Here is a 23,640-nt window from a genome sequence, read left to right as displayed (position 1 = left end):
GTCGGAGTGTCGGGCGCAGACGCGCCGGACGGGTCGGAGTTCCTCCTCATCCGCGGGCGGGCCGGGCGGGCGCACGGGCGGGTGGATGCCTCGGGCGCAGCGGATGCCACGGGCGTACGCTGGCCGGATGAGCCCCAGCGGGACGCGCGCGAACGGATGGCTCGCCGCCATGGCGGGCGTCGCCGCGGCGCTCTTCGCGGTCGGGGTCGGGGAGCTGACCGCGGCGATCGTCGCCCCCGGCTCGGGCCCGCTCGTGGTCGTCGGGTCGGCGCTCATCGAGCTCGCGCCCCCGTGGGCGAAGGACGCGGCGATCGCCCTGTTCGGCACGGGCGACAAGGCGGCGCTGCTCGTCGGCATCGGGATCGTGCTGGTGCTCGTCGCGGCGGGGGCCGGACTCCTCGAGGCGCGCGTGCCGCCGTGGGGGCGCGTCGTGTTCGGCGTGCTCGGCGCCGCCGGCATCGTCGCGGCGGTGACGCGGGCCGGGGCCGGTCCGCTCGCGCTGTTGCCGTCGGGGCTCGCAGGCGTCGCGGGCGCGATGGCGGTGATGGTGCTCGTGCAGCGCCTTCCCGGTGCGGCACGGCGCGCGAGCGAGGCATCCGGCCGGCCCGAGGCATCCGCCGGGCCCGACGCGACCGACCGGCCCGACGCATCCGCCGCGCTGCCCGACCGGCGCCGCTTCCTCGTGTGGGCCGGCGGCGCGGCCGCGATCGGGCTCGTCGCATCGGCGGCGGCGTGGGCCGGGCAGGCCGGGCGGCGCGCGGTGCAGTCGGTGCGCGAGGCGCTCGTGCTGCCGAGTCCGGCGGCGACCGCCGACATCCCGACGGGCGCGCAGCTCGACGTCGACGGCCTCTCGCCGGTGATCACCCCCAACGCCGACTTCTACCGCATCGACACCGCGCTCGTCGTGCCCGAGGTCGACCCCGCCGGCTGGTCGCTGCGCATCCACGGCGACGTCGCCGAGGAGGTCGTCGTCACGTGGGACGAGCTGCTGGCGCTGCCGATGTCGGAGTTCGCCGTCACGCTGGCGTGCGTGTCGAACGAGGTCGGCGGCGGCCTCATCGGCAATGCGGTCTGGCTCGGCACGCCCATCCGCGACCTGCTCGCGAAAGCCCGCCCCGCCGCCGGCGCCGACATGGTGCTCTCGCGCAGCATCGACGGGTTCACGGCGGGCACGCCGCTCGAGGTGCTGCAGGACCCGGGGCGCGACGCGATCCTCGCGATCGGCATGAACGGCGACCCCCTGCCCCTCGACCACGGATTCCCCGTTCGGATGGTCGTGCCCGGCCTCTACGGCTACGTGTCGGCGACGAAGTGGGTCACCGAGCTCGAGGTCACCCGGTTCGACGAGGCATCCGCGTACTGGACCGACCGCGGCTGGAGCGCCGAGGGGCCGATCAAGCTGTCGAGCCGCATCGACGTGCCCCGGCGGGGTGCGACGGTGGCGGCGGGCCCGGTCGTCGTCGCGGGCGTCGCGTGGCACCAGCACACCGGCATCGGCGCCGTCGAGGTGCAGGTCGACGACGGGCCGTGGCACGAGGCCGACCTCGCGACCGCGATCTCGGCCGACACGTGGGTGCAGTGGCGCTGGGAATGGCAGGCGCCGTCGGGCTCGCACACCCTGCGGGTGCGGGCGACGGGCGCCGACGGCGAGGTGCAGACCGACGAGGTGCGTCCGGTGACCCCCGACGGCTCGACGGGACTGCACCGGGTCGACGTCTCCGTGCAGTGACCGCCGGCGGCATCGGGCGCGGCCACGTCGTCGGGACGGCGCCCGCCGCGGCCGGGGAGTCGGGTCAGCGGCCGCCGCCGCCTCCGCCTCCGCCACCGCCGCCGGCCGACGCGCCGCCGCCGGATCCGCCGCTCGAGCTGGAGCTCGCGAACGACGCCGCACTGCTGCTGCTGATCCCGCTCATCGCCGACGCGAAGGCGACCGACGAGAACGGGTGCGACCCGATGTACCAGTCGGGCTGTCCGCCGACCTGCTCGTAGGCGCGGCCGAGCACCTCGCTCCACTGCTTCTCCTGGCCGAGCAGCACCGCCCACGGCAGGAGCCGCTCGGTGAGCTCCAGCACCTGCGACAGGTCGTTCGCGGCGATCGGCTCGCGCTCGGCGCCCTGCGGCGACTGCAGCACCCGGATCCGGTCGGCCTCGGCGAGGCGGATGTACAGCTCGAGGCCCGCGAGGTGGTCGCGCAGCTCGGCGCCGCGGGCATCGTAGGGTCGCTTCGCGATGAGGAGCAGCGCGACGCCCTCGGCGGCGACGGCGACGGCCACGCCCAGCCACGGCCAGGCACCGCCGACGACCCGCTCGGCCGAGATGATCGCGAACACGAACGAGGCGACGAGTCCGAGCGTGCCGAGCGCGAAGACGAGGGCGATGAGGCCCGCCGGGCGCTTGCGGCGGAATCCGGCCGCGGTGGCCGCCGACGACGCCTTCTGCAGCACGGCGCGCAGCCCGTTGCCGATCGACTCGTTGCGCTCTCCCAGCGACCGGGCCTCGCCGTGCTGGAGCTGGGGGCCGAACACCGCGTGCAGGGCGGCGAGGTCGTCGGCGGTCGCGCCGCCCCGGCGCTGGTAGCGCCAGGCCTGCTCGGGCGGCGGGCCGTCGAGGTACTGCAGCACGTACACGGGCTTCGAGGCCCACCACCCGGTCGCGGGCTGCTCGACGATCCGCATGCGGCCGAGGATCGCGAGCTGCAGCAGCTGCGCGGTGATGGGGCTGTTCGCCGACTTCGCGACCGCCGCGGCGAGCGGGATGCTCACCCCGGGCGGCGGCAGGTACTCGGCGACGATCGTGGGCCGGCCCGGGGCATCCCGCAGCCGCGTGACGCGCACGATCGCGGCGACCACGACGGCGGCGAGCGCGGAGAGCCCGCCGAGCGCCGCGAGCGTCGGCCACGGCTCGGCGAAGAACCCGCTGTCGCGTGCCGCGAACGTACCAGGCTCGAAGCCGATCGCGAAGGTGAGCGTCTGGTACGGCGCGAGGTCGCTCGCCGAGAACGACCAACCGTCGTCGGTCGGCGTGATCGTCGCGGGGTTCTCGGTGCCGAACGAGCCGGCGACCGCGTCGACCCCGCCGGTCGTGGCGGCGAGCAGGTCGGGCTCGAGGTGCACGTCGGCGCTGACCTGTCCGAACGGCTGCGGCCAGTGCTCGCCGTTCACGTCCCAGTAGAACTCGTCGGCCGCGGTGTCCTCGTAGTGCCGCGTGACGTTCCGCTGCGTGTACGTGATGACGTAGGTCTGCACGCCGTGCACGAACTCGTCGGTGCCGAGCGCGAGGGCGACGACGCCGTCCTCCGTCTCCGACTCGTACGGCACCGGCACGCCCTCGGCGTCGGTCACCGACACCACGTGCAGGTCGGTCGGGTGGCCGTCGTAGCTGTCGACGAGGTACCGCATGATGCCGCGGTTCTGGTCGAAGTCGGGGAACCGGGCGACGAGGGTCTCGACCGTGGTCAGCGTCGACCGATCGGCCTCGTCGCGCCCGAGCTCGTAGTCGGCGTGGAACGAGTCGAACGTGAAGTCGTCGACGCCGGTCGGCGCGGCGGCACGCGTCGGCGCGGCCGGCGCGGCCGGCGCGGGCGCGGCGAGGGCGGCGGATGCTCCGCCGAAGGCGAGGAAGACGGCCGCGACGGCGGCCGGGATGACACGGAGTCGCACGGGGCCAGCCTAGGGAACGGGCGTGGGGCGGGGCATCCGTGCGCGCCCGGATCGGCGAGTCGGGGGCGGGGCGGCTCGACGCGGCCGGCCTGGCGCTGCCTCGTTCGGGTCGCCCGTCGTCCGCGGATGAGGAGGAATTGCCGGTGCCCCGGCGCGTCGCCGGCCGGCACGCCGGAGCCCGCTCGATTTCTCCTCATCCGCGGAATCGGGAGGGGGCGGCGGGGCGAGGGCGAGGCGAGGGCGGGGGCGGGGGCGGCAAGGCGGCCGGCCGGCCGGCCGGCCGGCCGGTCAGGATGCCTCGGGGTCGGCGAACCGCTCGGCGAGCGCCGTGCGGATCTCGTGGTGGCGCAGCAGGAACGCCCGCTCGTCGAGGCGCTTCCGGCGGAGCCATCCGGTGACCTCGTCGTTGCACTTGCTCGCGTTGCACGAGCCGCACGCGGGCACGACGTTCGGCAGGGTGTAGCGGCCGCCGCGGGAGATGGGCTGGATGCAGTCGCGCTGGAGCGGCCGGTCGGTCGCCCCGCAGTACGCGCACCCCTGCCACGCCGCCGTGAGCGCGGCCCACTGCGCGTCGGTGAGGTCGTGCTCGACGCGCGCCATCCGGCGCTTGCGCCGCCGGGCGTAGGTCGCCGCACGGGTCCTGCTCACGCCATGGGGTCAGGGTAGCCCGATGGTCAGCCGAGGGGCGGCGTACGCGGCGGCGCGGTGCGGCGCGAGCCGGTGGCCTCGAACGCGGCCGCCAGGGCGAGCAGCACGGTGTCGTCGTAGGCGCGGCCGGCGAACGTGAGCCCGACGGGCATGCCGGTGTCGGCCATCGTGCCCATCGGCACGGTCACGGTCGGGATGCCGAGGTGCCGCGGCACGAGGTTGCCGTTCGCGACCCATACGCCGTTCCGCCAGCCGAGGTCGGCCGACGCGGGGTTCACGTCCATGTCGGCCGGGCCGACGTCGGCGACCGCCGGGAACACGACGGCGTCGAACCCGAGGTCGTCCATCCACGCCTCCAGGTCGATGCGTCGGGTCTCCTCGAGGCCGCGGATGCCCCGCTCCAGCTCGGGGATGTCGGCGAGCGCGGTGCCGGGGTGGGCGCGGACCCAGTCCGGGTACTCGGCGATGTCGTCGTCGAAGCCGGTGTACCGGTCGGGCAGGGCACCGGGCGGCGGCGGGAAGATGCTCGCGCCGTCGACGTCGGCGAGCGTGCGGAGCGCCGGGTCGCCGTTGGCGTCGAGGAAGTCGTCCCACGCCCACGCCGACAGGTCGACGATCTCGCGGTGCAGATACTCCGGCGAGACGAGGCCGCGGGTGGCGATCGTGGGCGCGCCGGGGCGGTCGCCCTCGTAGTTCGAGACCGCCGGGAAGTCGACCTCGACCACGGTCGCGCCGGCGGCCTCGAGGTCGCGCCGGGCGGCCTCCCAGAGTGCGATCACCGAGGGCCGGGTCTCGATGCGCTGCCCGGTCGGTCCGCCGATGCCCACGGATGCCCCGGGCATGGCAGTGCCCGCGAGCGGGTCGGCGTTCACGTACATGCGCGGGACGCCGAAGCGGCGGCCGACGAGCGCGGCGCGGGCCGCGGCATCCGCGTCGTCCGAGGCATCCGAATCGCCCGAGGCATCCGAATCGCCCGGGGCATCCGCACCCGCCCCCGCACCCGGCAGCAGCGCCACGTACGACGGCGGCCGCACCGCGGACGCCGCCGGCAGCTCGAGCCAGGGCTGCGCGCGCCAGAAGTCGCCGCGCGGCTCCGCGTCGTCGGCGACGATCACGTCGAGCACCTCGAGCAGGTCGGCCATGGTGCGCGCGTGCGGCACGACGACGTCCATCGTGGGCACGAGCGGCCAGTTGCCGCGCACCGAGATGACCCCGCGCGAGGGCGTGTACGCGCAGAGCGCGTTGTTCGAGGCGGGGGCGCGCCCGCTCGACCAGGTCTCCTCGCCGAGGCCGAAGGCGGCGAACGACGCCGCCGTCGCGGTGCCCGACCCGTTCGAGGAGCCGGACCCGAACGCGGCGGTCAGGTACTCGGCGTCGTACGGGCTCTCGGCGCGACCGTAGACGCCGCGCTGCATGCCGCCGTTCGCCATCGGCGGCATGTTCGTGAGGCCGAGGCAGATCGCCCCGCCCGCGCGCAGCCGCTCGATCGTGAACGCGTCGCGCTGGGCGACGAGGTCGGCGAACGCGGGGCTCCCGGCCGCGGCGGTGAGGCCGCGCACGAGGTAGGAGTCCTTCGCGGTGTACGGGATGCCGTCGAGCGGGCCGAGCACGCCGCCGCGGGCGCGCCGCTCGTCGGAGGCGCGCGCCTCGGCGAGCGCCTCGGGGTTGCGCACGACGACGGCGTTCAGCGCGGTCGTCGTGCCCGGCGCGTCGTACGCGTCGATGCGCGCGAGGTAGGCCTCGACGAGCGCCGCCGAGGTGGTCGCGCCGGACTCGAGCGCGGCGCGCAGGTCGGCGACGGATGCCTCGACGACGTCGATGCCCCGGGCGTCGCCGGTCACGCCGGCACCGCCGGCTGCTGCTGGGTGATGCAGTGGATGCCGCCGCCGCGCGCGAAGATCGGCCGCGAGTCGACGGTGACCGCCCGCCGGCCGGGGTAGGCGGCCTCGAGGAGGTCGCGGGCGCGGGCGTCCGCCTCCGGCTCGCCGAAGCCGCACGCGATGATGCCGTCGTTCACGACGAGGTGGTTGACGTAGCTCCAGTCGACGAAGCCCTCGTCGTCGCGCAGCGTCGCCGGGGCGGGCAGATCGATGATCTCGAAGGCGCGGCCCGAGGCATCCGTCTCGCGCTCGAGCTGCGCGCGCAGGTCGCGGGTGACCGCGGAGTCGGGGTGCCCGGGGTCGGGCTGGTGGTGGAGCAGGAGGCGGCCCGGCGACGGGATCGTCGCGACGATGTCGACGTGGCCGTTCGTGCCGAAGTCGTCGTAGTCGCGGGTGAGGCCGCGCGGCAGCCAGATCGCCTTCGTCGTGCCGATGGTGCGGGCGAGCTCGGCCTCGACGCGGGCGCGGTCGGCGTAGGGGTTGCGGCGCGGGTCGAGCTGCACCGTCTCGGTGAGCAGCACCGTGCCCTCGCCGTCGACGTGGATGCCGCCGCCCTCGTTGACGAGCAGGCTCGACACGAGCTCGGCGCCGAGTCGGGCGGCGACGAAGCGGGCGATCTCGGCCGAGACCCGCCACTCGGCCCACTCGGGGGCGCCCCAGCCGTTGAAGGTCCAGTCGACGGCGCCGAGCACGCCGGGCCGCTCGTCGTCGACGACGAAGGTGGGGCCGAAGTCGCGCATCCAGAACTCGTCGAGGGGGGCCTCGACGAGCTCGACGTCGCCGCTCAGCATGCGGCGGGCGCGGGCGAGCTCGGTGGGGTCGACGACCATCGAGACGGGCTCGAACTCGGCGACGGCGTGGGCGACGGCCGTCCAGGCCGCGTAGCCCTCCTCGCGCTCGGCCGCGCCCTCGCCGAGGGTGAGTCCCTCGCGCGGGAATGCCATCCAGGTGCGCTCGTGCGGCGCGGTCTCGGCGGGCATGTGCCAGGTCATGCGGGGCTCCTCGCGGTCCTTCTCGGGGTCTTCTCGGGGCCCACTCGGGCCTGCTCGTCGGCGGCGCCCGGATTCCGGCCCCCTTGTTGATCAGGTGATCAATTGTGGCAGCCGAATCCTCGCGCCGCCACCGTCAATCGGGATGCTCCGCCAGCCACGCGTCGGCGAGGCGAACGGGTGCGACCGAAAGCCAGGCGTCGGTGACGAGTTCGCCGAGGCGGCGGTCGCTGATGCGGTCGAGGTGCACGAGCACGTACGCGTACCCGTCGAAGTGCGGGGTCGTGAACCAGACGGTCGGATCCTCGGCGATCAGCGCGTGCTTGACGGCCTCGTCGTCGACGCGGGCGCCCAGCACCGGACCGGGCTGCTCGGTCAGCCCGAGGTGCGCGAGGTCGGTCTGCCGCAGCGGGCGATCCAGCACGAACACCTTTCCGCGGACGCGCCAGGCCGGCGCACCCCGGCTCTCCTGCTCGACCGCGTCGGGCATCGACAGGGCGAGCCGCCGGACGTCCTCCCAGTCGGCCATGCGGCCACGCTACGCCCCCGGGCAGGGGCGCGTCGATGTCGGATGCCCCGGCTAGCGTGGGCTCGTGCCGGGGCATCCCGGAGGGAGAGGGGCCGCATGTACGTCGTCGCCGACGGAACCGTCGTCACCAGCGCGAGCGACCTGAAGAAGGCCTCCGACTGCAAGTTCGCCTTCCTCCGCGAGCTCGACCAGAAGCTCGGTCGCGACACGCTGTTCGCCCCGGTCGACGACGAGATGCTGCGGCGGGCGGGCCTGCTCGGCACCGAGCACGAGCGGCGCGTGTTCGAGCGCTACCGCGCCGAGTTCGGCGACGCCGTCGTCGAGATCCCGCAGCCGAGCGTCCGCGACGACGAGGCGGTGGCCCGGGCCGTCGCCGACACGATCGCCGCGCTCGAGGGCGGCGCGCCGGTCGTCTACCAGGCCACGTTCGCCGAGCCCGGGTTCATCGGCTTCGCCGACTTCCTCGTGCGCCGGCCCGACGGCCGCTACCGCGTGCAGGACTCGAAGCTCGCCCGGCATGCGCGGGTGACCGCGCTCCTCCAGCTCGCCGCGTACGCCGAGCAGCTCGTGCGCCTCGGCATCCCGTGCGACGACACCGTCGAGCTGCTGCTCGGCGACGGCACGACGAGCGCGCACCGCCTCGACGACATCCTCCCCGTCTATCGCGAGCGGGCGGCGCGCCTGCGCCGGCTCGTCGACGAGCGGCAGGCGGCGCCCGGGCCGGTCGAGTGGGGCGACCCCCGCTACACCCACGACGGGCGCTGCCCGACCTGCGAGCTCGAGGTGCAGGCGCGCCGCGACGTCCTGCTCGTCGGCGGCCTGCGCGTCACGCAGCGCGAGCCGCTCGCCGCAGCCGGCATCACCACGATCGACGAGCTCGCCGCCTCGACGGGCTCGGTGCCGCACCTCGTCGACGCCACGCTCGAGGGGCTGCGCGAACAGGCGCGCCTCCAGCTGCGCGCCGAGGCGGCGCTCGCGGCGGCGGAGGCATCCGGACTGAGGTCCCCCAACGACCCGCCGCTCCCGCCGCCGGTCTCGGTGCGCGACGCCGGCGCGCTCGCCGCGATCCCCGAGCCCAGCCCGGGCGACCTGTTCTTCGACTTCGAGGGCGACCCGCTCTACACCGAGGGCGACGGCACCCGGTGGAACCTCGACTACCTCTGGGGCATGGTCGACACCGCCGAGACCTACACCGCGTTCTGGGCGCACGACTTCGCCGAGGAGAAGACGGCGCTGCTGCGCTTCCTCGAGGTCGTGAAGCAGCGACGGGCGCAGCATCCCGACCTGCACATCTACCACTACGCGTCGTACGAGCGCACCCACCTCACGTCGATCGCGGCTCGCCACGGCGTCGGCGAGGCCGACGTCGACCAGTTGCTCGCCGACGGAGTGCTCGTCGACCTCTACCCGATCGTGAAGCGGTCGGTGCGGGTCGGCAGCCGCTCGTACTCGATCAAGAAGCTCGAGCCGCTGTACATGGGCACCGAGCTGCGCGAGGCCGACGTGAAGAGCGGCGGCGACTCGATCACCGAGTACGTGCGGGCTCGCGAGCTCGCCGACAGCGGCCGGGCGGATGCCTCGCGCGAGGCGCAGGAGATCCTCGACGACCTCGCCGATTACAACCGCTACGACTGCGTATCGACGCTGAAGCTGCGCGACTGGCTGCTCGAGGTCGGGCGGGCGAACGGCGTCCAGCCCGTGCCGGCCGCGTACCTCGTCGACCGCGTCGACGGCAAGCGGTACGAGTCGTCGCCGCTCGCGGAGGGCCTGCGCGCGGCCGCCGGCCCCGCCGACGAGCGGCGCGACGACGCCGACCGCACGGCGCTCGCCCTCGCCTCAGCCGCGATCGACTACCACCAGCGTGAGGCGAAGAGCTTCTGGTGGAGCCACTTCCTGCGCACCGACCAGCCCGTCGAGGCCTGGGCCGACCACCGCGACGTGCTCATCGTCGACCCGGCGCGATCCGGCGTCGATCAGGGCTGGTACGAGGATGAGCGCCGGCAGTACCCGCGTCGCGTGCTGCGCCTGGAGGGCGACGTCGCCCCCGGGTCGCGGTTCAGCCCCGATTCCGAGGTGTTCCTGCTGTACGACTGGCCGTCGCCCGTGCCGGCGTCGTCGCTGCGGCCCGGCCAGCGGGCGACCAGCGATGCCCGCATCGTCGAGGTCACCGAGACCGGCGTCGTCGTCGAGGAGCGCGGCTCGATCGGCGAGACGTGGTCGGTCCTGCCGATGGCGCTCGCGCCCGGCCGCCCGCCGAACACCAACGCCCTGCGCGACGCGATCGCCGAGTGGGCCGCCCCCATCCCCGGCGCCCTGCCGGCCCTCCCGCCGAACCCGGCGATGGACGTGCTGCGCCGACTCCCCCCGCGCACCACCGGCGCGCCGCTCGAGCCGCACCTCGACGGCCGCAGCTACGTCGACGAGGTGCTCGCGTCGGTGCGCCGGCTCGACCGGTCGTACCTCGCGGTGCAGGGCCCGCCCGGCACCGGCAAGACCTACGTCGCCTCGCACGTCATCGCCCGGCTCGTCGCCGAGCACGGCTGGCGAATCGGCGTGGTCGCGCAGTCGCACGCCGTCGTCGAGAACGTGCTCTGCTCGGTCGTCGAGGGCGCCGGGCTCGACGGCGCGCGAGTCGCGAAGGCGCTGAAGGACCCGGCCGACGTCGGCCGCGTCCCCTTCACCGGCCTCGCCAACAAGGACCACCTCGCCCGCTTCATCGAAGACCAGGGCGGCCGCGGGTACGTCATCGGCGGCACCGCCTGGGACTTCTGCAACGTGCGCCGCGTGCCGCGCGGGTCGCTCGACCTCCTCGTCATCGACGAGGCCGGGCAGTTCTCGCTCGCGTCGACGATCGCCGTGTCGGTGGCCGCGCGCAACCTGCTGCTCCTCGGCGACCCGCAGCAGCTCCCGCAGGTCAGCCAGGCGCTGCACCCCGAGCCGGTCGACGGATCGGCGCTCGGCTGGGTGGCCGACGGGCACGACGTGCTGCCGCCTGAGTACGGCTCGTTCCTCGCCGAGAGCCGGCGCATGCACCCGGCTGTCGCCGACCCGGTGTCGCGCCTGTCGTACGAGGGCGCCCTGCAGTCGCATCCGATCGCCGCCGTGCGCACGCTCGCCGGCGTCGAGCCGGGCCTCACGCCCGTCGCGCTCGACCACATCGGCAACTCCACGTTCTCGCCGGAGGAGGCCGCGCTCGTCGTCGAGCTCGCGCAGTCGCTGCTCGGCCGCAGCTGGACGAACGCCGAGGAGAACGGCGCCGGCCCGACGCTCGAGCCCGCCCGGCCGCTCGGCCAGGGTGACCTGATCGTCGTGACGCCGTACAACGCGCAACTCGCCGAGGTGCGCCGCGCGCTCGACGCCGCCGGGCTCGTCGACGTGCCGGTCGGCACCGTCGACAAGTTCCAGGGGCAGGAGGCCGTCGTCGCGATCATCTCGCTGGCGGCCTCGTCGGCGGCCGACGTGCCGCGCGGGCTCGAGTTCCTGCTGCTGAAGAACCGGCTCAACGTGGCGATCTCGCGGGCCATGTGGGCGGCCTACCTCGTGTACTCGCCGGGCCTGCTCGACGGGCTGCCGCGCACCGCGGAAGGGGTGGCGCAGCTGAGCGCGTTCATGCGGTTGGTCGGCGCCGACGAACGGACGCCGGTGCGGGCGTAGCGCAGGGCGTCGATATCAGGGTGCGCACGAGGCACTGCCGACGCCGGCGTCGAACAGTGCGCCGCCCGTCAGATACAGCACGACGCCGAGGCCGATGAGGGAAGCGACGAGCACAGCAGCGATCGCGATCGCGATGCCGTGCTGCCCGTACCCCTTCCGCCCAAGAGCCACGAGTACGGCCAGCCCGACGACGTGCGCGACGATGAGCGGCACGCCACCCACGAGTTCACCGAAGCCCGCCATCGAGGTGTTCGCCGCGAGCGCCTTGCATTGCTCGGTCTGCGCTTCGATTTGAGCGAGGCCGAACCAGCCCCACGAGAGCAACGCGGCGAAGGGTCCGAGCGCTGCGACCGCCCAGAACCCGATGCGCGCTGCGCGCGGCGGTGGCGTGGTCACTTCCAGAGTCACGACGGGAGACTATCCACGGCGCCCACTCCCCGTCCACGCACGATCGAAGGACCACCGCAGCTCGGGACTCGTACCGCGTTCGCCACTGTCTGCGCTCCAGCCGTCACCAGCTCCATCGGTCAGGCGTGCCCGAGGAGGCGCAGACGCGGCGCGGGCCGATCAGCCGAGCCCGGCGACGACCTTCTCGACGCGTCGCGCGCGGGTGTCGGCCGCCTTCGCACCCTCGACCGCGGTCACGTGCGCCTTGCGTGCGCTCGGCGAGAGCCGGTCGAACGCCTCGCGCACCCCGGCGGCTGCCAGCGCGTCGGCGAGGTCGGCCGGCACCTCGACCGTGCGCGGCTCGGTGTCGAGCGCGAGCTCCACCACGATGTGGTCGCCGCCGTTCAGGCCGGTCGCCGCCCGCTTGTCCGAGCTGAACGGGATCAGGAACCGCCCGCCCATCGGGGCGATCGTCGAGCGGTAGGTGAAGTCGTTCACCGTGACCACGACGGGCGGTCGCTTGCCCGCGCCGAGCGCCTCGACCAGGTCGGGCGGCACCTCGATGCCGGTGTTGTTGCCGTCGAGGAAGAGATCGGTCTCGAAGCGCATGCGCCGAGTCTCGCACCGGCGGGCACGAGGCGGAAGGGCGGTTGACGACGACGGCGGGCGGTTGACGACGGCGGCGGGCGGTTGACGACGGCGGCGGGCGGTTCGCGGCCGGCTCCCAGCGAAGCTGGGAATACCGCTCAGGTCGGAAACGTACATTCTTCTCATGACTTCCCCCCACCTCGTGCCCGACCGCATCACGATGTACGGCGCCGCCTGGTGCGGCGACTGCCGCCGCTCGAAGGCGCTGCTCGACCGTCGCGGCGTCGACTACGACTACATCGACCTCGAGGTCGTCGAGGACGGCGCGGAGCGCGCCAAGGCCATCTCGGGCCGCACGCAGATCCCCGTCGTGATCTTCCCCGACGGCACGCACTTCACCGAGCCGACCGACGCCGAGCTCGGCGCGAAGCTCGACGACGTCGAGGCGACCGCGGCCTGACGCTGCTCAGCGCAGCCCGCGCTCCGCGAGGTTCCCGAACAGGGCGCCGATGCCCCACGTCCACGGCGCGACGTCCTCGCTGTGCCGCACCCGGTTCACGAGTGCGCCGAGCCGCGCCTCGCGGATGGTGACTACGTCGCCCACGTGGTGGGTGAATCCGTGGCCGGGTGCGTCGCGGTCCTGGATCGGCGCGAACAGCGTGCCCAGGTAGAGCACCAGCCCGTCGGGGTAGGCGTGGTGCGGGCCGATGGCCTGCGCGACGAGGTCGGCCGGGTCGCGGCTGATGCGCTCCAGCGGGCTGGATGCCTCGAGCCGGAAGCCGTCCTCGCCCTCAACGACGAGGGTCACGACGGCGCGCCGCACGTCGTCGAGCCCGTACCCGCCGTCGAAGAGGCGGATGAACGGGCCGACCGCGGCCGACGCGTTGTTGTCCTTCGCGCGGCCGAGGAGCAGCGCGCTGCGCCCCTCGATGTCGCGCAGGTTCACGTCGTTGCCGAGCGTCGCGCCCACGATGCGGCCGTCGGAGGCGACGACGAGCACGAGCTCGGGTTCGGGGTTGTTCCACTCCGAGGCGGCGAGCACGCCGACGTCGGCGCCCGGGCCGACGGTCGCGAGCACGGGCGCCTTCGTGAAGAGCTCGGCGTCGGGGCCGATGCCCACCTCGAGGTACTGGCTCCACCAGCCGCGCTCGATGAGCAGCGACTTGAGCCGAGCGGCCTCGGGCGAGCCGGGGACGAGCCCGTCGATCGAGCCGCCGAACAGGGCGAGCACCTCCTCGCGCACGGCGCCCGCGGCCTCGGCGTCGCCGCGGGTGCGCTCCTCGATGACGCGCTCGATGAGCGACACCGGGAACGTGACGCCGGCGGCCTTCACGACGTGCAGGTCGATCGGCGACAGGAGCCACGGTCGCGTCGGGTCGCGCGTCGCCTCCGGCGTGTTCGCGACGAGGTCGTCGAGCGTGCCGAGCACGGGGCCCGACGCGGCCGCGAGCGCGGCCACCGGGTCGGCCGACTCGGTGAGCCGGCTCATCGTCGGGAACGTCGCGCTCAGGTCGACCGCGCCCGCCGCCCGGATCGCGACGACGCTCGGCCCGCCGACGGCGGGATCGAACGCGCGACCGACGAGGGTGCCGGCCGTGCCGTCGTCGGGCAGGACGTCGGCGGCGGAGCTGGGCAGGTCGGGACGGGATGGGTCGGTCACGGCGGGCCTTTCGTCATCGAGGGCGGCGCGGCGGGTGGTCGGCGGCGGAGCGGGGCATCCGATGCGCCCACCGTAGCGGGGATGCGCGGTACGACCGCCGGACCGATCGGCGCGCGCGCCACGCGGACCGACATCACCCGGTCTTCGGCACCGCCGGATCGACCTCCATGCAGAGCAGCCGCGGCCGGGACTCCCACGACGGCATCGGGACGAACCCGTGCCTCCGGTACAGGCGGATCGCGTCCTCGCGCCAATCCCACACCGTGAGGCGCGTCGGCGCGTCCGCTCCGTCCAGTGCCGCTCGGATCAGGGCGGAGCCGATCCGACGCCCCCGCGCCAGGGGGTCCACCCAGACGCGCTTGATCTCGCGGTACCGCTCCGCCCGCCACACGACCGCCATCGCGAGCGGCGTTTCGCCGAGCCCGCCGAGCAGCACGGTCGCGCGCTCGTAGGCGCGCGCCGGGTCGTCGACCTCGCCGCGATACCGCTCGGGCAGGCCGCCGTCGGCGATCGGTACGCCCGTGTGCGCCGACTCCTCGAGCAGGGTCTGTTCGAGGTACGCCGCCACGAGTTCGCCGACGGTCGCGGCGTCGGGGCCGGCGAGGTCCGCACGGCGGACGAAGGGCTGGGCGGTACGAGGTTCCACCGCCCCATTCTCATGGCATCCCGTGCATCGCCTCGCGCCGTCGCTGCCGGCGCTTCCCGGCCCCTCCCGGCGGCCCACTACCGGAGCTGCGGCACGACCTCCTGCTCGAACAGCTCGATGCCCGAGCGGTCGTGCGCGGCCTCCGGCCAGTAGTGGATCGCGTACCCGAGGCCGAGCTCCTTCGCCGCCTGCAGCTTCGCGACGACCTCGTCGACGGTGCCGACGAGCGCCGAGGGCGCGTGGAAGTCGGCGAGGTAGCGGGCGGTCACCTCGGGGCCGAGCTCCGGTGCGACGCGGGCCTCGATCGCCGCGAGCCGACGCTCCACGTCCGACGCATCCGTGCCGATCACGGTGTTGAAGTTCGACGAGCGGGTGATCGAGCCGAAGTCGCGGCCGATCCGCTCGCAGTGCCCGCGCAGCACCTCGCTCTTGTGGGCGAACTCGTCGAGCGAGCCCCAGAAGTTCGTGTAGTCGGCGCGCTTCGCCGCGATGCGGAGCGTGACCTGCTCGCCGCCGCCGGCGACCCAGATCGGGATGCCGCCGGCCTGCGCCGGCATCGGCTGGAAGATCGCGCCGTCGAACGCGTAGTACTCGCCGGCGAAGTCGGCGCGGCCCGTCGTGAACGCCTGGTGCAGCACCTCGACGCCCTCGCGCAGGCGAGCGAGCCGCTCCTTGACGTCGGGGAACCCGTAGCCGTAGGCGCGGAACTCGTGCTCGTACCAGCCTGCGCCGATGCCCATCTCGACGCGGCCGCCGGAGATCACGTCGGCGGTGGCGGCCTGCTTCGCGAGCATGCCCGGGTTGCGGTAGCCCATGCAGGTGCACATCTGGCCGAGCCGCACGCGCGAGGTCGAGACGGCGAACGCGTTCATGAGCGACCAGGCCTCGAAGGTCGGCTCGGTGTCGCTCGGCTTCGGCACGGTGTGCAGGTGGTCGTAGACCCAGATCGACTCCCACGGGGCATCCTCGCGGTCGGCGTGGGCGGCGACCTCCTGCATCGCCTCCCAGTACCGGGCCGGCTCGATGCCGACGAGATCGTGACGCCAACCCTGGGGGACGAACATTCCGAAGCGCATGCGCCCAGCCTAGGTCGCCGGAAGACGCTTGCCCGACCCGTGGCACCCCCGCGCCGCCGCGACCCGGGGCAGCCCTGAGGCGGTGGCGCGGCAAGGTCCGTACGGTCGCCGCATGACCACCATCCAGCCCACCCACACGTCCGCCGCGCCCGCGCCCGCCGACGACGCGACCGAGGGCCCGCACTGCGAGTTCAGCGCCGACGACTTCCGTGCCGTGGCGACCGGAGCGGGCGCGGAGCGTCGCATCCGCGTCACCGGCGGGGGCCTGTGCCCGAGCGCCGGCTGGGGGCTCGCGCTCGACGCCGCGAACCCGGGCGTCGTGCCGCACCCCGAGAGCCTGTGGGTGCAGTTGCGCGAGCTGCCGCCGACGGATGCCTCGGCCCGCGTGCTCACCGACACGGAGGTCGAGGCGACCTTCGCCGACGACGCCGCGACCGAGGTCGTCATCCGCTTCTCGTGGCGCGAGCCGATCCCGGTGCCGGTCGTCGACGACGAGCCGGGCACCGGAACCGGTGACGACACCGGGTACTGAGCAGACCCCTACGCCAGCGCGAACCGCAGCTCGGCCATCGCCGGCCCCGACCACACGGTGCCGTCGAGGTCGTCGCTGCGCACGGTGACGACTCGGCCGCCCTTCGCGATCACGAGGAGCGCGAGCTGCGGCAGCAGGTCGCCGGCCTGGGTGCCGTCGGCGAGCGCGACGCCGTCGCCGTTGCCGGCGGCGAACTCGATCGCGCCCGACTCCCGGTCGAGCGTGCCGTTGACCCGGCTCGTGAAGTCGAACCAGAACGTCTCGACCGCGCCGTCGGCCGCCTCCCGGCCGATCGCGGCCAGGTCGCGTTCGACGCGGCCGGCGCTGCCTTCCGTGAGGGTGCGCAGCGCGTGCTCGGCCTCGCCGATGTTCAGGCGGTAGAGCTGCAGCCGGAGGGCTTCGTCGATCTCGGACGCCCCGAGCCGGTCGGGTGCGCCCGCGACGCCGACGACGCGACGGCCGTTCCTCGAGCGGTCGATGAACTGGCTGAGCAGCGGTTCGGCGGCGAACACGAACAGCGGCACCCGGTGGTCGGGGTCGAGGGCGGCCAGCTCGTGGCGCGTGGCATCCGCGACCCGCTTGGCGTAGATCTCGAAGAGCTGCTTGCGTCGCTCCTCGCCGGTGACGCCGCGGTCGCCGTGCATGCCGCCGCGCGGCTTGTCCTCGCCGGGCTCGCGGTTCGACGCCGACTCCGCGTCGCGCGGGTGCGACAGGTCGACATCGAGCGTCTTCGCACGCTCGGTGGGCGTCGCGTGCCAGAGCGACCACTCGTTCGCCGAGAGGGTGATGGCGAACGCCTCCTGGTCCTGGCTGGGCGCGCGCAGCAGCTGCCCGAGCGTGAAGTGCGAGCCGACGTGCACGGCGTCGTCGAGCCGGTTGGGCAGGACGAACACCTCGCTGAAGCCCGGTGAGACGAAGATCGCGAGCGAGCGCGCGAGGCGCCCCCAGAGCTGCTGGTCGCCGAGGATCGCGTCGCGGCGCGCCCGGAGTTCGTCGACGATCGCGGTGGTCGCGCCCGAGGCGCGCACCTGCTCGATCGCCTCGTCGAAGCCGCTCTTCACGGCGACCTCCGCCCGTTCGCGCTCGGCGACGACGGGCGACGTCTTGGCGTAGACGGTGATCGCCGGGTCGTGCGGGCCGGCGAGCGCCGCGAAGTCGGTCGTGGTGGGCAGCTCGTAGTGCAGGGTCATGCGTTTCCTCCCCCTGGAAATCGTCGCGACCCGCGACCGCGGTGTCGCTTCCACCCAGCCTATGAAGCGGGCAGCGGGAGCGACACCCCCAAAGCCCGTTCGGCACGGTCGCGGCGGCGATCGTGCGTCACGGGGTCGAGACCGGTGCGCCGTCGGCCTCGCGCTCCCACTCGCGCACCGCGCGCGCGGCGATGAACGGCGCCCGCTGCTCGGCCCACTCGTCGACCGCGGCCAGCTCGGCCGCCTCCTGTCTGGCGACGAACGCGTCGGCGACCTTCCGCCCCGACTCGCGGCGCAGCTCGGCGCGGTACTCGGCGACCTCGAGCCGGGGTGCGGACTCGTCGCGGGCGGCGCGCAGCCGGTCGGCGGCACGATCGCGCTCGGCGGCCACGATCGTCTCGTCGGTGAGGTCGGCGATCTCGTCGTACGCGGTCGGCGCCATGAGGTTCTGCAGCGTCTTCGTGAGCACGGGCATGAGCTCGATGCACACGAAGAGCAACGCGATCATGAGGTGGGCGAAGGCGAGCAGCCCGTTCCGGTCGCCGATGCGCGACAGCGCCTCGAGCCGCGCCAGCATGCCGGTGGACTGGTCGGCGGCCGCTTCGTATCGAGCGGTCTCGAGGTCGCGGGCCGCGGTGAGGCGGGCGAGCTCGGCACTGTCGTCGGCGAGCGCCTGCTCGGCCTGCGCGACGGCCTCGGCGGCACCCGCCTCGATGCGGGCCTCGGCCTGTGCCTTCGCCTCGGCCTCCGCCTGCTTCGCGGCGTCGAGCGCGGCGAGCTTGCCGTCGCGATCGAGCCGCTTCGACTGCGTGATGGGGCCATCGCCGACGATGCCGGTGCCGCCGGTGCCGTCGAGCTCGGCCAGCCAGACGCGGTTCGCCTCGTCGTATGCGGCCTGCGCCGCCGCGGTCGCGGCCTGTGCGGCGACGTAGTCCGCGTCGGCGGCGAGCGCCTCGCGTCCGCCGTCGGCCAGGAGCGCCCGCTGCTCGGCGACGCTCGCCGTCAGCTCGTCGATCTCGGCGTACCGCGGGTCCGCCGCGAGCTCCTCCTCGAAGGCCTGCTTGGCCTCCAGCGCCATCACCTCGGTCTCGGCGGCGATCTCGCGCTCGAAGACCTGCAGCGTGAGCGGGGTGGCGACGACCACGCCGATCACGAGGGCGAGCGCGACCCGCGGCAGGGCGACGAGCAGGTTGGCGGATGCCTTCGGCTGGCGCGGCATGCCGACGATGAGCATGCGGTCGATGGCGAGGATCACGAGTCCCCAGCCCACGCCGCCGACGACCGCCACCCAGGGCGGCGCGGCGAGCGAGATCGCGAGGGCGAACGACGCGGCGACGGCCGACACGGTGGCGGTGGCGATGAGCACGAGCCCCATGGCGACGTACCGCGGCCGCTGGCCGATCGCGTGCTGGAGCACCTCCGGCCGCGCCCCGCCGAACCGCGCGAGCCCTTCCCCGATCCGACTCATGGGTCCCCCGATCTGCATCGGAGCCGGTTCCCCGGATCCGCTCGAAGGGGTCACGATACTCGCGAGTGCGATCGGCGTCATCGGGGGATTCCCCCCGATCCGGCCCATGCCGTGGCCGATGCCGAACGGCCCGGTCGCGGAGACGACCGGGCCGAACGGGGGATCCCCGGGAGCGGGGGATCCGACGCGGCGGGACCGGCGGGGTCGTGCCGGCCCGCCGCGGGTCAGCGGAGTTCGTGGTTGGCGCGGATGACGCCCGTCGGGTCGACCTCGGCGCGGAGCGCGCGCAGGCGCTCGAGCGTCGCCTCGCCGTAGAACCGTCGCGGGTCCTCGCCCGCCGACTCGGCGAAGTTGAGGTACTCGACCTCGGCCCGCCAGGGCTCGATGCGCGAGAACAGCCGGCCGAGCGACGCGACGACCTGCTCGGCGAGGCCGGGGGCCGCGATGCCGACGGCGTAGACGACGTACCCGGCCTCGAACCCGGCGGTCGCCCCCGGCTCGGGCACCCGGTTCGCCGAGGCGACCGCGCGCGCCGCATTGGGGCGGACGCGCCCGCCGAGGTGCCGGATCTCGACCGACAGCAGCGCGGTCTCGGCCTCGGGGCCGACGGCCGCCGTGAACGCGCGGACCGCGTCGGGGTCGAGGTCGGCGAGCGCCATGCCGCCGCCGATGCCGGGCGTCGGCCCTGGCGGGTCCATGTGCAGCTGCAGCAGCTCGGCCGTGGCCTGCGGGTGCACGGAGTCCATCGCTGGGCCGAGCGCGCGGAGCGGGGCGAGCAGTTCGTCGGTGCGCTCGGGCGACTCCTGCGACACGACCTCGACGACGACGAACGAGTGCCCCGAGAGGAACGGCGGGAGCTCGGGCATCGGCGGGATACGCAGCACGCGGCCGATCGACGTGACCGACTCGGGCGCGGCCTCCGTCCACTCGGCCCACGCCTGCAGCACCTCCTCGGTGCGCTCGAGCGGGAAGAACAGCGTGCCGGCGACGACCTGCGCGATCGGGAAGACGCGGAACTCGATCGCGGTGACGATGCCGAAGTTGCCGCCGCCGCCACGGACCGCCCAGAACAGCTCGGGCTCGTGCTCGGCGTCGACGCGGTGGAAGGTGCCGTCGGCGGCGACGAGCTCGACGGCGAGCACCTGGTTCGCGGCGAGGCCGTGCGAGCGGGCGAGGAACGAGAGGCCGCCGCCGAGGGTGTAGCCGACGACGCCGACGTCGTGCGAGGAGCCGGCGAGCGCGGCGAGCCCGTGCGGCGCCACGGCCGCGACGACGTCGCCCCACTGGGCTCCGGCCTCGGCGCGGGCGACGCGGGCCTCGACGTCGACCGCGACGCCGCGCATCGCGTGGGTGCGCAGCAGGATCGCATCGGCCAGGCCGTGCCGGTCGGCGAGCGGTCCGGCGTTGTGGCCGGTGCCCTGGGGCGCGACCGACAGGCCGTAGGCGCGGGCCGTCTCGACGGTGCGCGCGACGTCCTCCGCGGACTCGGCGACGACGACCGCGACGGGGCGCTGGTCGACGGCGAGGTTCCACGCGGCGCGAGCGGTGTCCCAGTCGGCTTCGCCCGCGAGGTGCAGCGTGCCGTCGAGGCGGGCGGCGAGCGCGGCGAGGGCTTCGCGCAGGCTCAGGGTGGCGGGCTCGGCGACGACGGGCGGGGCGGCGGGCGAGGCGACGGGCGGGGTGACAGGCGGGGTGGCGGGCGGGGCGACGGGCGGGGCGACGACCTCGGCCGGAGCGAGACCGGCTGCGGGCGCAGGGGTGTTCACGGATGGTTCCTTTCGACTTGCGGATCGTCGCCGGAGGCGGCGCACAACGTCGTCCATTCGACCGTCGGGCCTCGGCCCCCGGATCAGAGATCTCCCGCGACTCGGCTCAGGGACAGCACGGGGAGGAATACCGGCCGCACCCGCCCGGTTGAGGCATCCGATGACCGCTTCACCTCGCCTGTCCGTGCTCGACCTCATCCCCGTGCGATCCGGGCAGACCAGCGCCGACGCCGTGGCCGCCTCGGTCGCGCTCGCGCAGGCGGCCGACCGGCTCGACTACGCCCGCTACTGGTTCGCCGAGCACCACAACATGCCCGCCGTCGCCTCGACCACGCCGCCCGTGCTCATCGCGGCCGTCGCGGCGCGCACCGAGCGCATCCGCGTCGGCTCGGGCGGCGTGATGCTGCCGAACCACGCGCCCCTCGTCGTGGCCGAGCAGTTCGCCGCGCTCGAGGCGATCGCGCCCGGACGCATCGACCTCGGCATCGGCCGCGCGCCCGGCAGCGACCCGGTCATCACGCAGCTCCTGCGCATCAGCGGCCCGACGGCCGACGTCGACCGGTTCCCCGACCACGTCGCCGACATCCAGAGCCTGCTCTCCCCCGAGGGCGCGAACCTGCGGCTGACCAGCGGCCGCGAGTACGCGATCGCCGCCACCCCGGCCGCGACCGGCACGCCCACGGTGTGGCTGCTCGGGTCGAGCGACTACTCGGCCCAGCTCGCCGCGCAGCTCGGCCTGCCGTACGTGTTCGCGAACCACTTCTCGGGCGAAGGCCTCGAGCGCGCGCTCGAGCTGTACCGCACCGGCTACGAGCCCAGCGAACGGCACCCGGTGCCCGAGACGTTCCTGACCGTGAACGCGGTCGTCGCGCCGACCTCCGAGGAGGCCGCCGAGCGCGCCCTCCCGCAGCTGCACTCGATGGCGCGGCTCCGGCTCAACCGGCCGATGCGGCCGCTCGAGACGATCGACGAGGCGCTCGCCGCGCCCGCCGACTCGCTCGCCGACGACCTCATCGAGCGGATGCGCACCCGCTGGATCATCGGCGACGCCGAGCAGGGCGCGGCGCAGGTGCGCCGCCTGGCCGAGCGCCACGGCGTCGAGGAGGTGATGGTGTCGCCGATCGCGGGCAGCTACGCGAACGAGCCGGCGGATGCCACGCCCGGGCGCGTGCAGACGCTGGAACTGCTGGCGGGGGCGCTGAACTAGCGTCTCGATACGCGTCGCCTTCGGCGGCGCTACTCGACCACCGAGTTCAGGAACCCCGCCCGGGGTTCATAGGAACGGCACAGTCGCCGCACAGGGTCCGGCTTGCGGCGTCGGGCTCCATGGAGGGCATGGATCAACTCCTCCTCATCGCCATCGACCTCGTCGCCGTCTCCGTGCTCGTCTTCGGGTTGTACTACCCCAGGCACCGGCGCCGCGACCTCGTGGTCGCGTACCTGACCGTCAACGTCGGCGTGCTGGCCGTCGCGATCCTGCTCGGCTCCGCCACCGTCGGCGCCGGGCTCGGGCTCGGGCTGTTCGGCGTGCTGTCGATCATCCGGCTCCGCTCCCGCGAGATCGAGCAGCACGAGGTCGCCTACTACTTCGCCGCGCTCGCGATCGGCCTCGTCGGCGGACTCGCCGGCGGCCTCGGCGCCGCGTTCACCTGGCCCGCCGTGGGCCTCATGGCCCTCGTGCTCGCCGTGCTCGCGATCGGCGACCACCCGCGGCTGTTCCGCCGCTCGCGGCAACAGCTCGTCATGGTCGCCCGGGCGGTCGCCGACGAGCAGGAGCTCGCGGCGCACCTCGAGTCGGTGCTCGGCGGCCGGGTGCTGCGCGTACGCGTCGAGGAGCTCGACCTCGTCGACGACACGACCCGGGTCGACGTGCGGTTCGAGGTGCCCTCGCCGGGCACGGGCCGCGGCCGGACCGCTGCGGCGGGCACCCCCGCTGCGGGGAGCGCCGAGCTCGAGGCATCCGACCGGCTCGGGGCATCCGCCGCAGCCGGCGCGTCCGCCGCCGGGGCATCCGGCTCGACCCTCACCGGAGCGCGGCGATGAGCCCGTGCGACGCGGCCCTCGCCGCGATCGGGGCGCTCGACGCCGTCGACCTCGACGAGCTGAACGCGCGGGCCGAGCTGCTCACCCGGGTCGACCGCAAGTACGTGCTCCCGCTCGCCGACCTGCCCCGCGTGCTGGGCGGCCTGCCGGCCGGCACCCTCGCGCTCGAGCTCGACGGGAGCCGCGCGCAGGCCTACGAGTCGGTGTACTTCGACACCGCCGACCTCACGAGCTTCACCCTGGCCGCCCGCGGCCGCCGCCGCCGGTTCAAGGTGCGCACCCGCAGCTATGTCGACTCCGACCTGTCGTTCCTCGAGGTGAAGACCCGAGGCGGCCGCGCGGTGACCGTGAAGGACCGCATCCCGGTCGACCCCGACGGGGCCGCCGCCCTCGACGGCGACGCCGTGGCCTACACCCGGCGCGTGCTCGACGAGTCGGGCATCGGGGCGCCCGCGGCGCTGCGGCTCGACTCGGTGCTCACGACCGCCTACCGGCGCGCGACGCTGCTCGTGCCCGCCGACGGCGACCGCCCGGAGAGCCGGGCGACCGTCGACCTCGACCTGTCGTGGCACGAGCGAAGCGGTCACGGGCGAGGCGGCGACGGGCGAGGCGGCGACGGGCCGGGGCGCGTGCTCCGCCTGCCGGGCCGCGCCGTCGTCGAGACGAAGTCCGGCGCGTCGGCGGGCGCGGTCGACCGCGCGCTGTGGGCGGCCGGGCACCGGCCGGCCCGCATCTCGAAGTACGCGACCGGGCTGGCCGCCCTGCGGCCCGGGCTGCCCGCCAACCGCTGGCACCGGGTGCTCCACCGCGACTTCGCGGGCGCCGAGCGCTCGGCGGCCTGAGTCGCCGATCCGACGGCCGACCGCGTGGTTTCGACCGGCTCAACCACCGACCACGTGGTTTCGACCGGCTCAACCACCGACGA

The 23,640-nt window shown here is 74.5% G+C and carries 20 protein-coding genes; 7 read left to right on the top strand and 13 right to left on the bottom strand.

What is annotated here, in order from left to right; genetic code table 11:
- Positions 1-127 precede the first annotated feature (127 nt).
- The gene (locus tag ACGGZK_RS06370; protein ID WP_395245430.1) at positions 128-1,729 is read left to right on the top strand and encodes a molybdopterin-dependent oxidoreductase; all 1,602 of its coding nucleotides are present in this window, start codon (positions 128-130) and stop codon (positions 1,727-1,729) included.
- 64 nt (positions 1,730-1,793) lie between these two features.
- On the opposite strand, the gene ACGGZK_RS06365 is transcribed toward ACGGZK_RS06370, so the two are convergent.
- The 5 genes from ACGGZK_RS06365 to ACGGZK_RS06345 form a co-directional block, all read right to left on the bottom strand.
- Positions 1,794-3,659 carry a DUF2207 domain-containing protein gene (locus ACGGZK_RS06365; protein ID WP_395245429.1) on the bottom strand — a complete coding sequence of 622 codons (1,866 nt, stop codon included), beginning with the start codon at positions 3,657-3,659 and terminating at the stop codon, positions 1,794-1,796.
- Positions 3,660-3,947: 288 nt separating this feature from the next.
- The gene (locus tag ACGGZK_RS06360; protein WP_395246043.1) at positions 3,948-4,259 is read right to left on the bottom strand and encodes an HNH endonuclease; all 312 of its coding nucleotides are present in this window, start codon (positions 4,257-4,259) and stop codon (positions 3,948-3,950) included.
- 74 nt (positions 4,260-4,333) lie between these two features.
- On the bottom strand, positions 4,334-6,148 hold the full coding sequence (locus ACGGZK_RS06355; RefSeq protein WP_395245428.1) for an amidase: 1,815 nt from the start codon (positions 6,146-6,148) through the stop codon (positions 4,334-4,336).
- Entirely contained in the window at positions 6,145-7,179 is a 1,035-nt protein-coding gene (locus ACGGZK_RS06350; protein WP_395245427.1) for an agmatine/peptidylarginine deiminase, read from the bottom strand. Before ACGGZK_RS06350 ends, ACGGZK_RS06355 begins: the two co-directional genes overlap by 4 nt.
- 133 nt (positions 7,180-7,312) lie before the next feature.
- Complete coding sequence (locus ACGGZK_RS06345; protein WP_395245426.1) at positions 7,313-7,705, bottom strand: MmcQ/YjbR family DNA-binding protein; 393 nt, start codon at positions 7,703-7,705, stop codon at positions 7,313-7,315.
- Between the two features lie 96 nt (positions 7,706-7,801).
- Here ACGGZK_RS06345 and ACGGZK_RS06340 point away from each other — a divergent pair, with 96 nt between their 5' ends.
- Complete coding sequence (locus tag ACGGZK_RS06340; protein WP_395245425.1) at positions 7,802-11,359, top strand: TM0106 family RecB-like putative nuclease; 3,558 nt, start codon at positions 7,802-7,804, stop codon at positions 11,357-11,359.
- A 15-nt stretch (positions 11,360-11,374) separates the two neighbouring features.
- Here ACGGZK_RS06340 and ACGGZK_RS06335 read toward each other — a convergent pair whose 3' ends face one another.
- Both ACGGZK_RS06335 and ACGGZK_RS06330 read right to left on the bottom strand, forming a co-directional pair.
- Complete coding sequence (locus tag ACGGZK_RS06335; protein ID WP_395245424.1) at positions 11,375-11,767, bottom strand: hypothetical protein; 393 nt, start codon at positions 11,765-11,767, stop codon at positions 11,375-11,377.
- Positions 11,768-11,926: 159 nt separating this feature from the next.
- Complete coding sequence (locus ACGGZK_RS06330) at positions 11,927-12,355, bottom strand: YdeI/OmpD-associated family protein (RefSeq protein WP_395245423.1); 429 nt, start codon at positions 12,353-12,355, stop codon at positions 11,927-11,929.
- Positions 12,356-12,518: 163 nt separating this feature from the next.
- Between ACGGZK_RS06330 and ACGGZK_RS06325 the strand changes: the two genes are divergently transcribed.
- Positions 12,519-12,794 carry a glutaredoxin family protein gene (locus ACGGZK_RS06325; RefSeq protein WP_395245422.1) on the top strand — a complete coding sequence of 92 codons (276 nt, stop codon included), beginning with the start codon at positions 12,519-12,521 and terminating at the stop codon, positions 12,792-12,794.
- A gap of 6 nt (positions 12,795-12,800) precedes the next feature.
- Here the strand turns inward: ACGGZK_RS06325 and ACGGZK_RS06320 are convergent, their stop codons facing one another.
- The 3 genes from ACGGZK_RS06320 to ACGGZK_RS06310 all read right to left on the bottom strand — a co-directional run bounded on the left by ACGGZK_RS06320 (position 12,801) and on the right by ACGGZK_RS06310 (position 15,716).
- On the bottom strand, positions 12,801-13,994 hold the full coding sequence (locus ACGGZK_RS06320; RefSeq protein WP_395245421.1) for a fumarylacetoacetate hydrolase family protein: 1,194 nt from the start codon (positions 13,992-13,994) through the stop codon (positions 12,801-12,803).
- A 133-nt stretch (positions 13,995-14,127) separates the two neighbouring features.
- Positions 14,128-14,640: a GNAT family N-acetyltransferase gene (locus tag ACGGZK_RS06315; RefSeq protein ID WP_395245420.1), complete on the bottom strand. Its 513-nt coding sequence runs from the start codon at positions 14,638-14,640 to the stop codon at positions 14,128-14,130.
- 77 nt (positions 14,641-14,717) lie between these two features.
- Positions 14,718-15,716: an LLM class F420-dependent oxidoreductase gene (locus tag ACGGZK_RS06310; protein WP_395245419.1), complete on the bottom strand. Its 999-nt coding sequence runs from the start codon at positions 15,714-15,716 to the stop codon at positions 14,718-14,720.
- A gap of 112 nt (positions 15,717-15,828) precedes the next feature.
- Here ACGGZK_RS06310 and ACGGZK_RS06305 point away from each other — a divergent pair, with 112 nt between their 5' ends.
- A complete protein-coding gene (locus ACGGZK_RS06305) occupies positions 15,829-16,248 on the top strand; it encodes a hypothetical protein (RefSeq protein ID WP_395245418.1) in 420 nt (139 codons plus the stop codon).
- Between the two features lie 8 nt (positions 16,249-16,256).
- Here the strand turns inward: ACGGZK_RS06305 and ACGGZK_RS06300 are convergent, their stop codons facing one another.
- From ACGGZK_RS06300 to ACGGZK_RS06290, 3 genes are all read right to left on the bottom strand, one after another.
- Positions 16,257-17,438, bottom strand: a complete 1,182-nt coding sequence (locus ACGGZK_RS06300) for a hypothetical protein (RefSeq protein ID WP_395245417.1) — start codon at positions 17,436-17,438, stop codon at positions 16,257-16,259.
- 127 nt (positions 17,439-17,565) lie between these two features.
- The gene (locus ACGGZK_RS06295; RefSeq protein ID WP_395245416.1) at positions 17,566-18,906 is read right to left on the bottom strand and encodes a DUF4407 domain-containing protein; all 1,341 of its coding nucleotides are present in this window, start codon (positions 18,904-18,906) and stop codon (positions 17,566-17,568) included.
- A gap of 224 nt (positions 18,907-19,130) precedes the next feature.
- Positions 19,131-20,672, bottom strand: coding sequence for an FAD-binding oxidoreductase (locus tag ACGGZK_RS06290; RefSeq protein WP_395245415.1), 1,542 nt, complete (start codon positions 20,670-20,672; stop codon positions 19,131-19,133).
- Between the two features lie 160 nt (positions 20,673-20,832).
- On the opposite strand from ACGGZK_RS06290, the gene ACGGZK_RS06285 reads away from it, so the two are divergent.
- The 3 genes from ACGGZK_RS06285 to ACGGZK_RS06275 all read left to right on the top strand — a co-directional run bounded on the left by ACGGZK_RS06285 (position 20,833) and on the right by ACGGZK_RS06275 (position 23,557).
- Positions 20,833-21,879, top strand: a complete 1,047-nt coding sequence (locus tag ACGGZK_RS06285) for an LLM class flavin-dependent oxidoreductase (protein WP_395245414.1) — start codon at positions 20,833-20,835, stop codon at positions 21,877-21,879.
- A 128-nt stretch (positions 21,880-22,007) separates the two neighbouring features.
- Entirely contained in the window at positions 22,008-22,715 is a 708-nt protein-coding gene (locus tag ACGGZK_RS06280) for a DUF4956 domain-containing protein (RefSeq protein ID WP_395245413.1), read from the top strand.
- Positions 22,712-23,557, top strand: a complete 846-nt coding sequence (locus ACGGZK_RS06275; protein WP_395245412.1) for a VTC domain-containing protein — start codon at positions 22,712-22,714, stop codon at positions 23,555-23,557. Before ACGGZK_RS06280 ends, ACGGZK_RS06275 begins: the two co-directional genes overlap by 4 nt.
- Positions 23,558-23,640 lie beyond the last annotated feature (83 nt).

This window comes from Agromyces sp. MMS24-K17 (assembly GCF_043950245.1).
Lineage (GTDB): Bacteria > Actinomycetota > Actinomycetes > Actinomycetales > Microbacteriaceae > Agromyces.
Note: the sequence above shows the minus strand (reverse complement) of the source record. Positions and strands in the feature narration are given on the sequence as shown.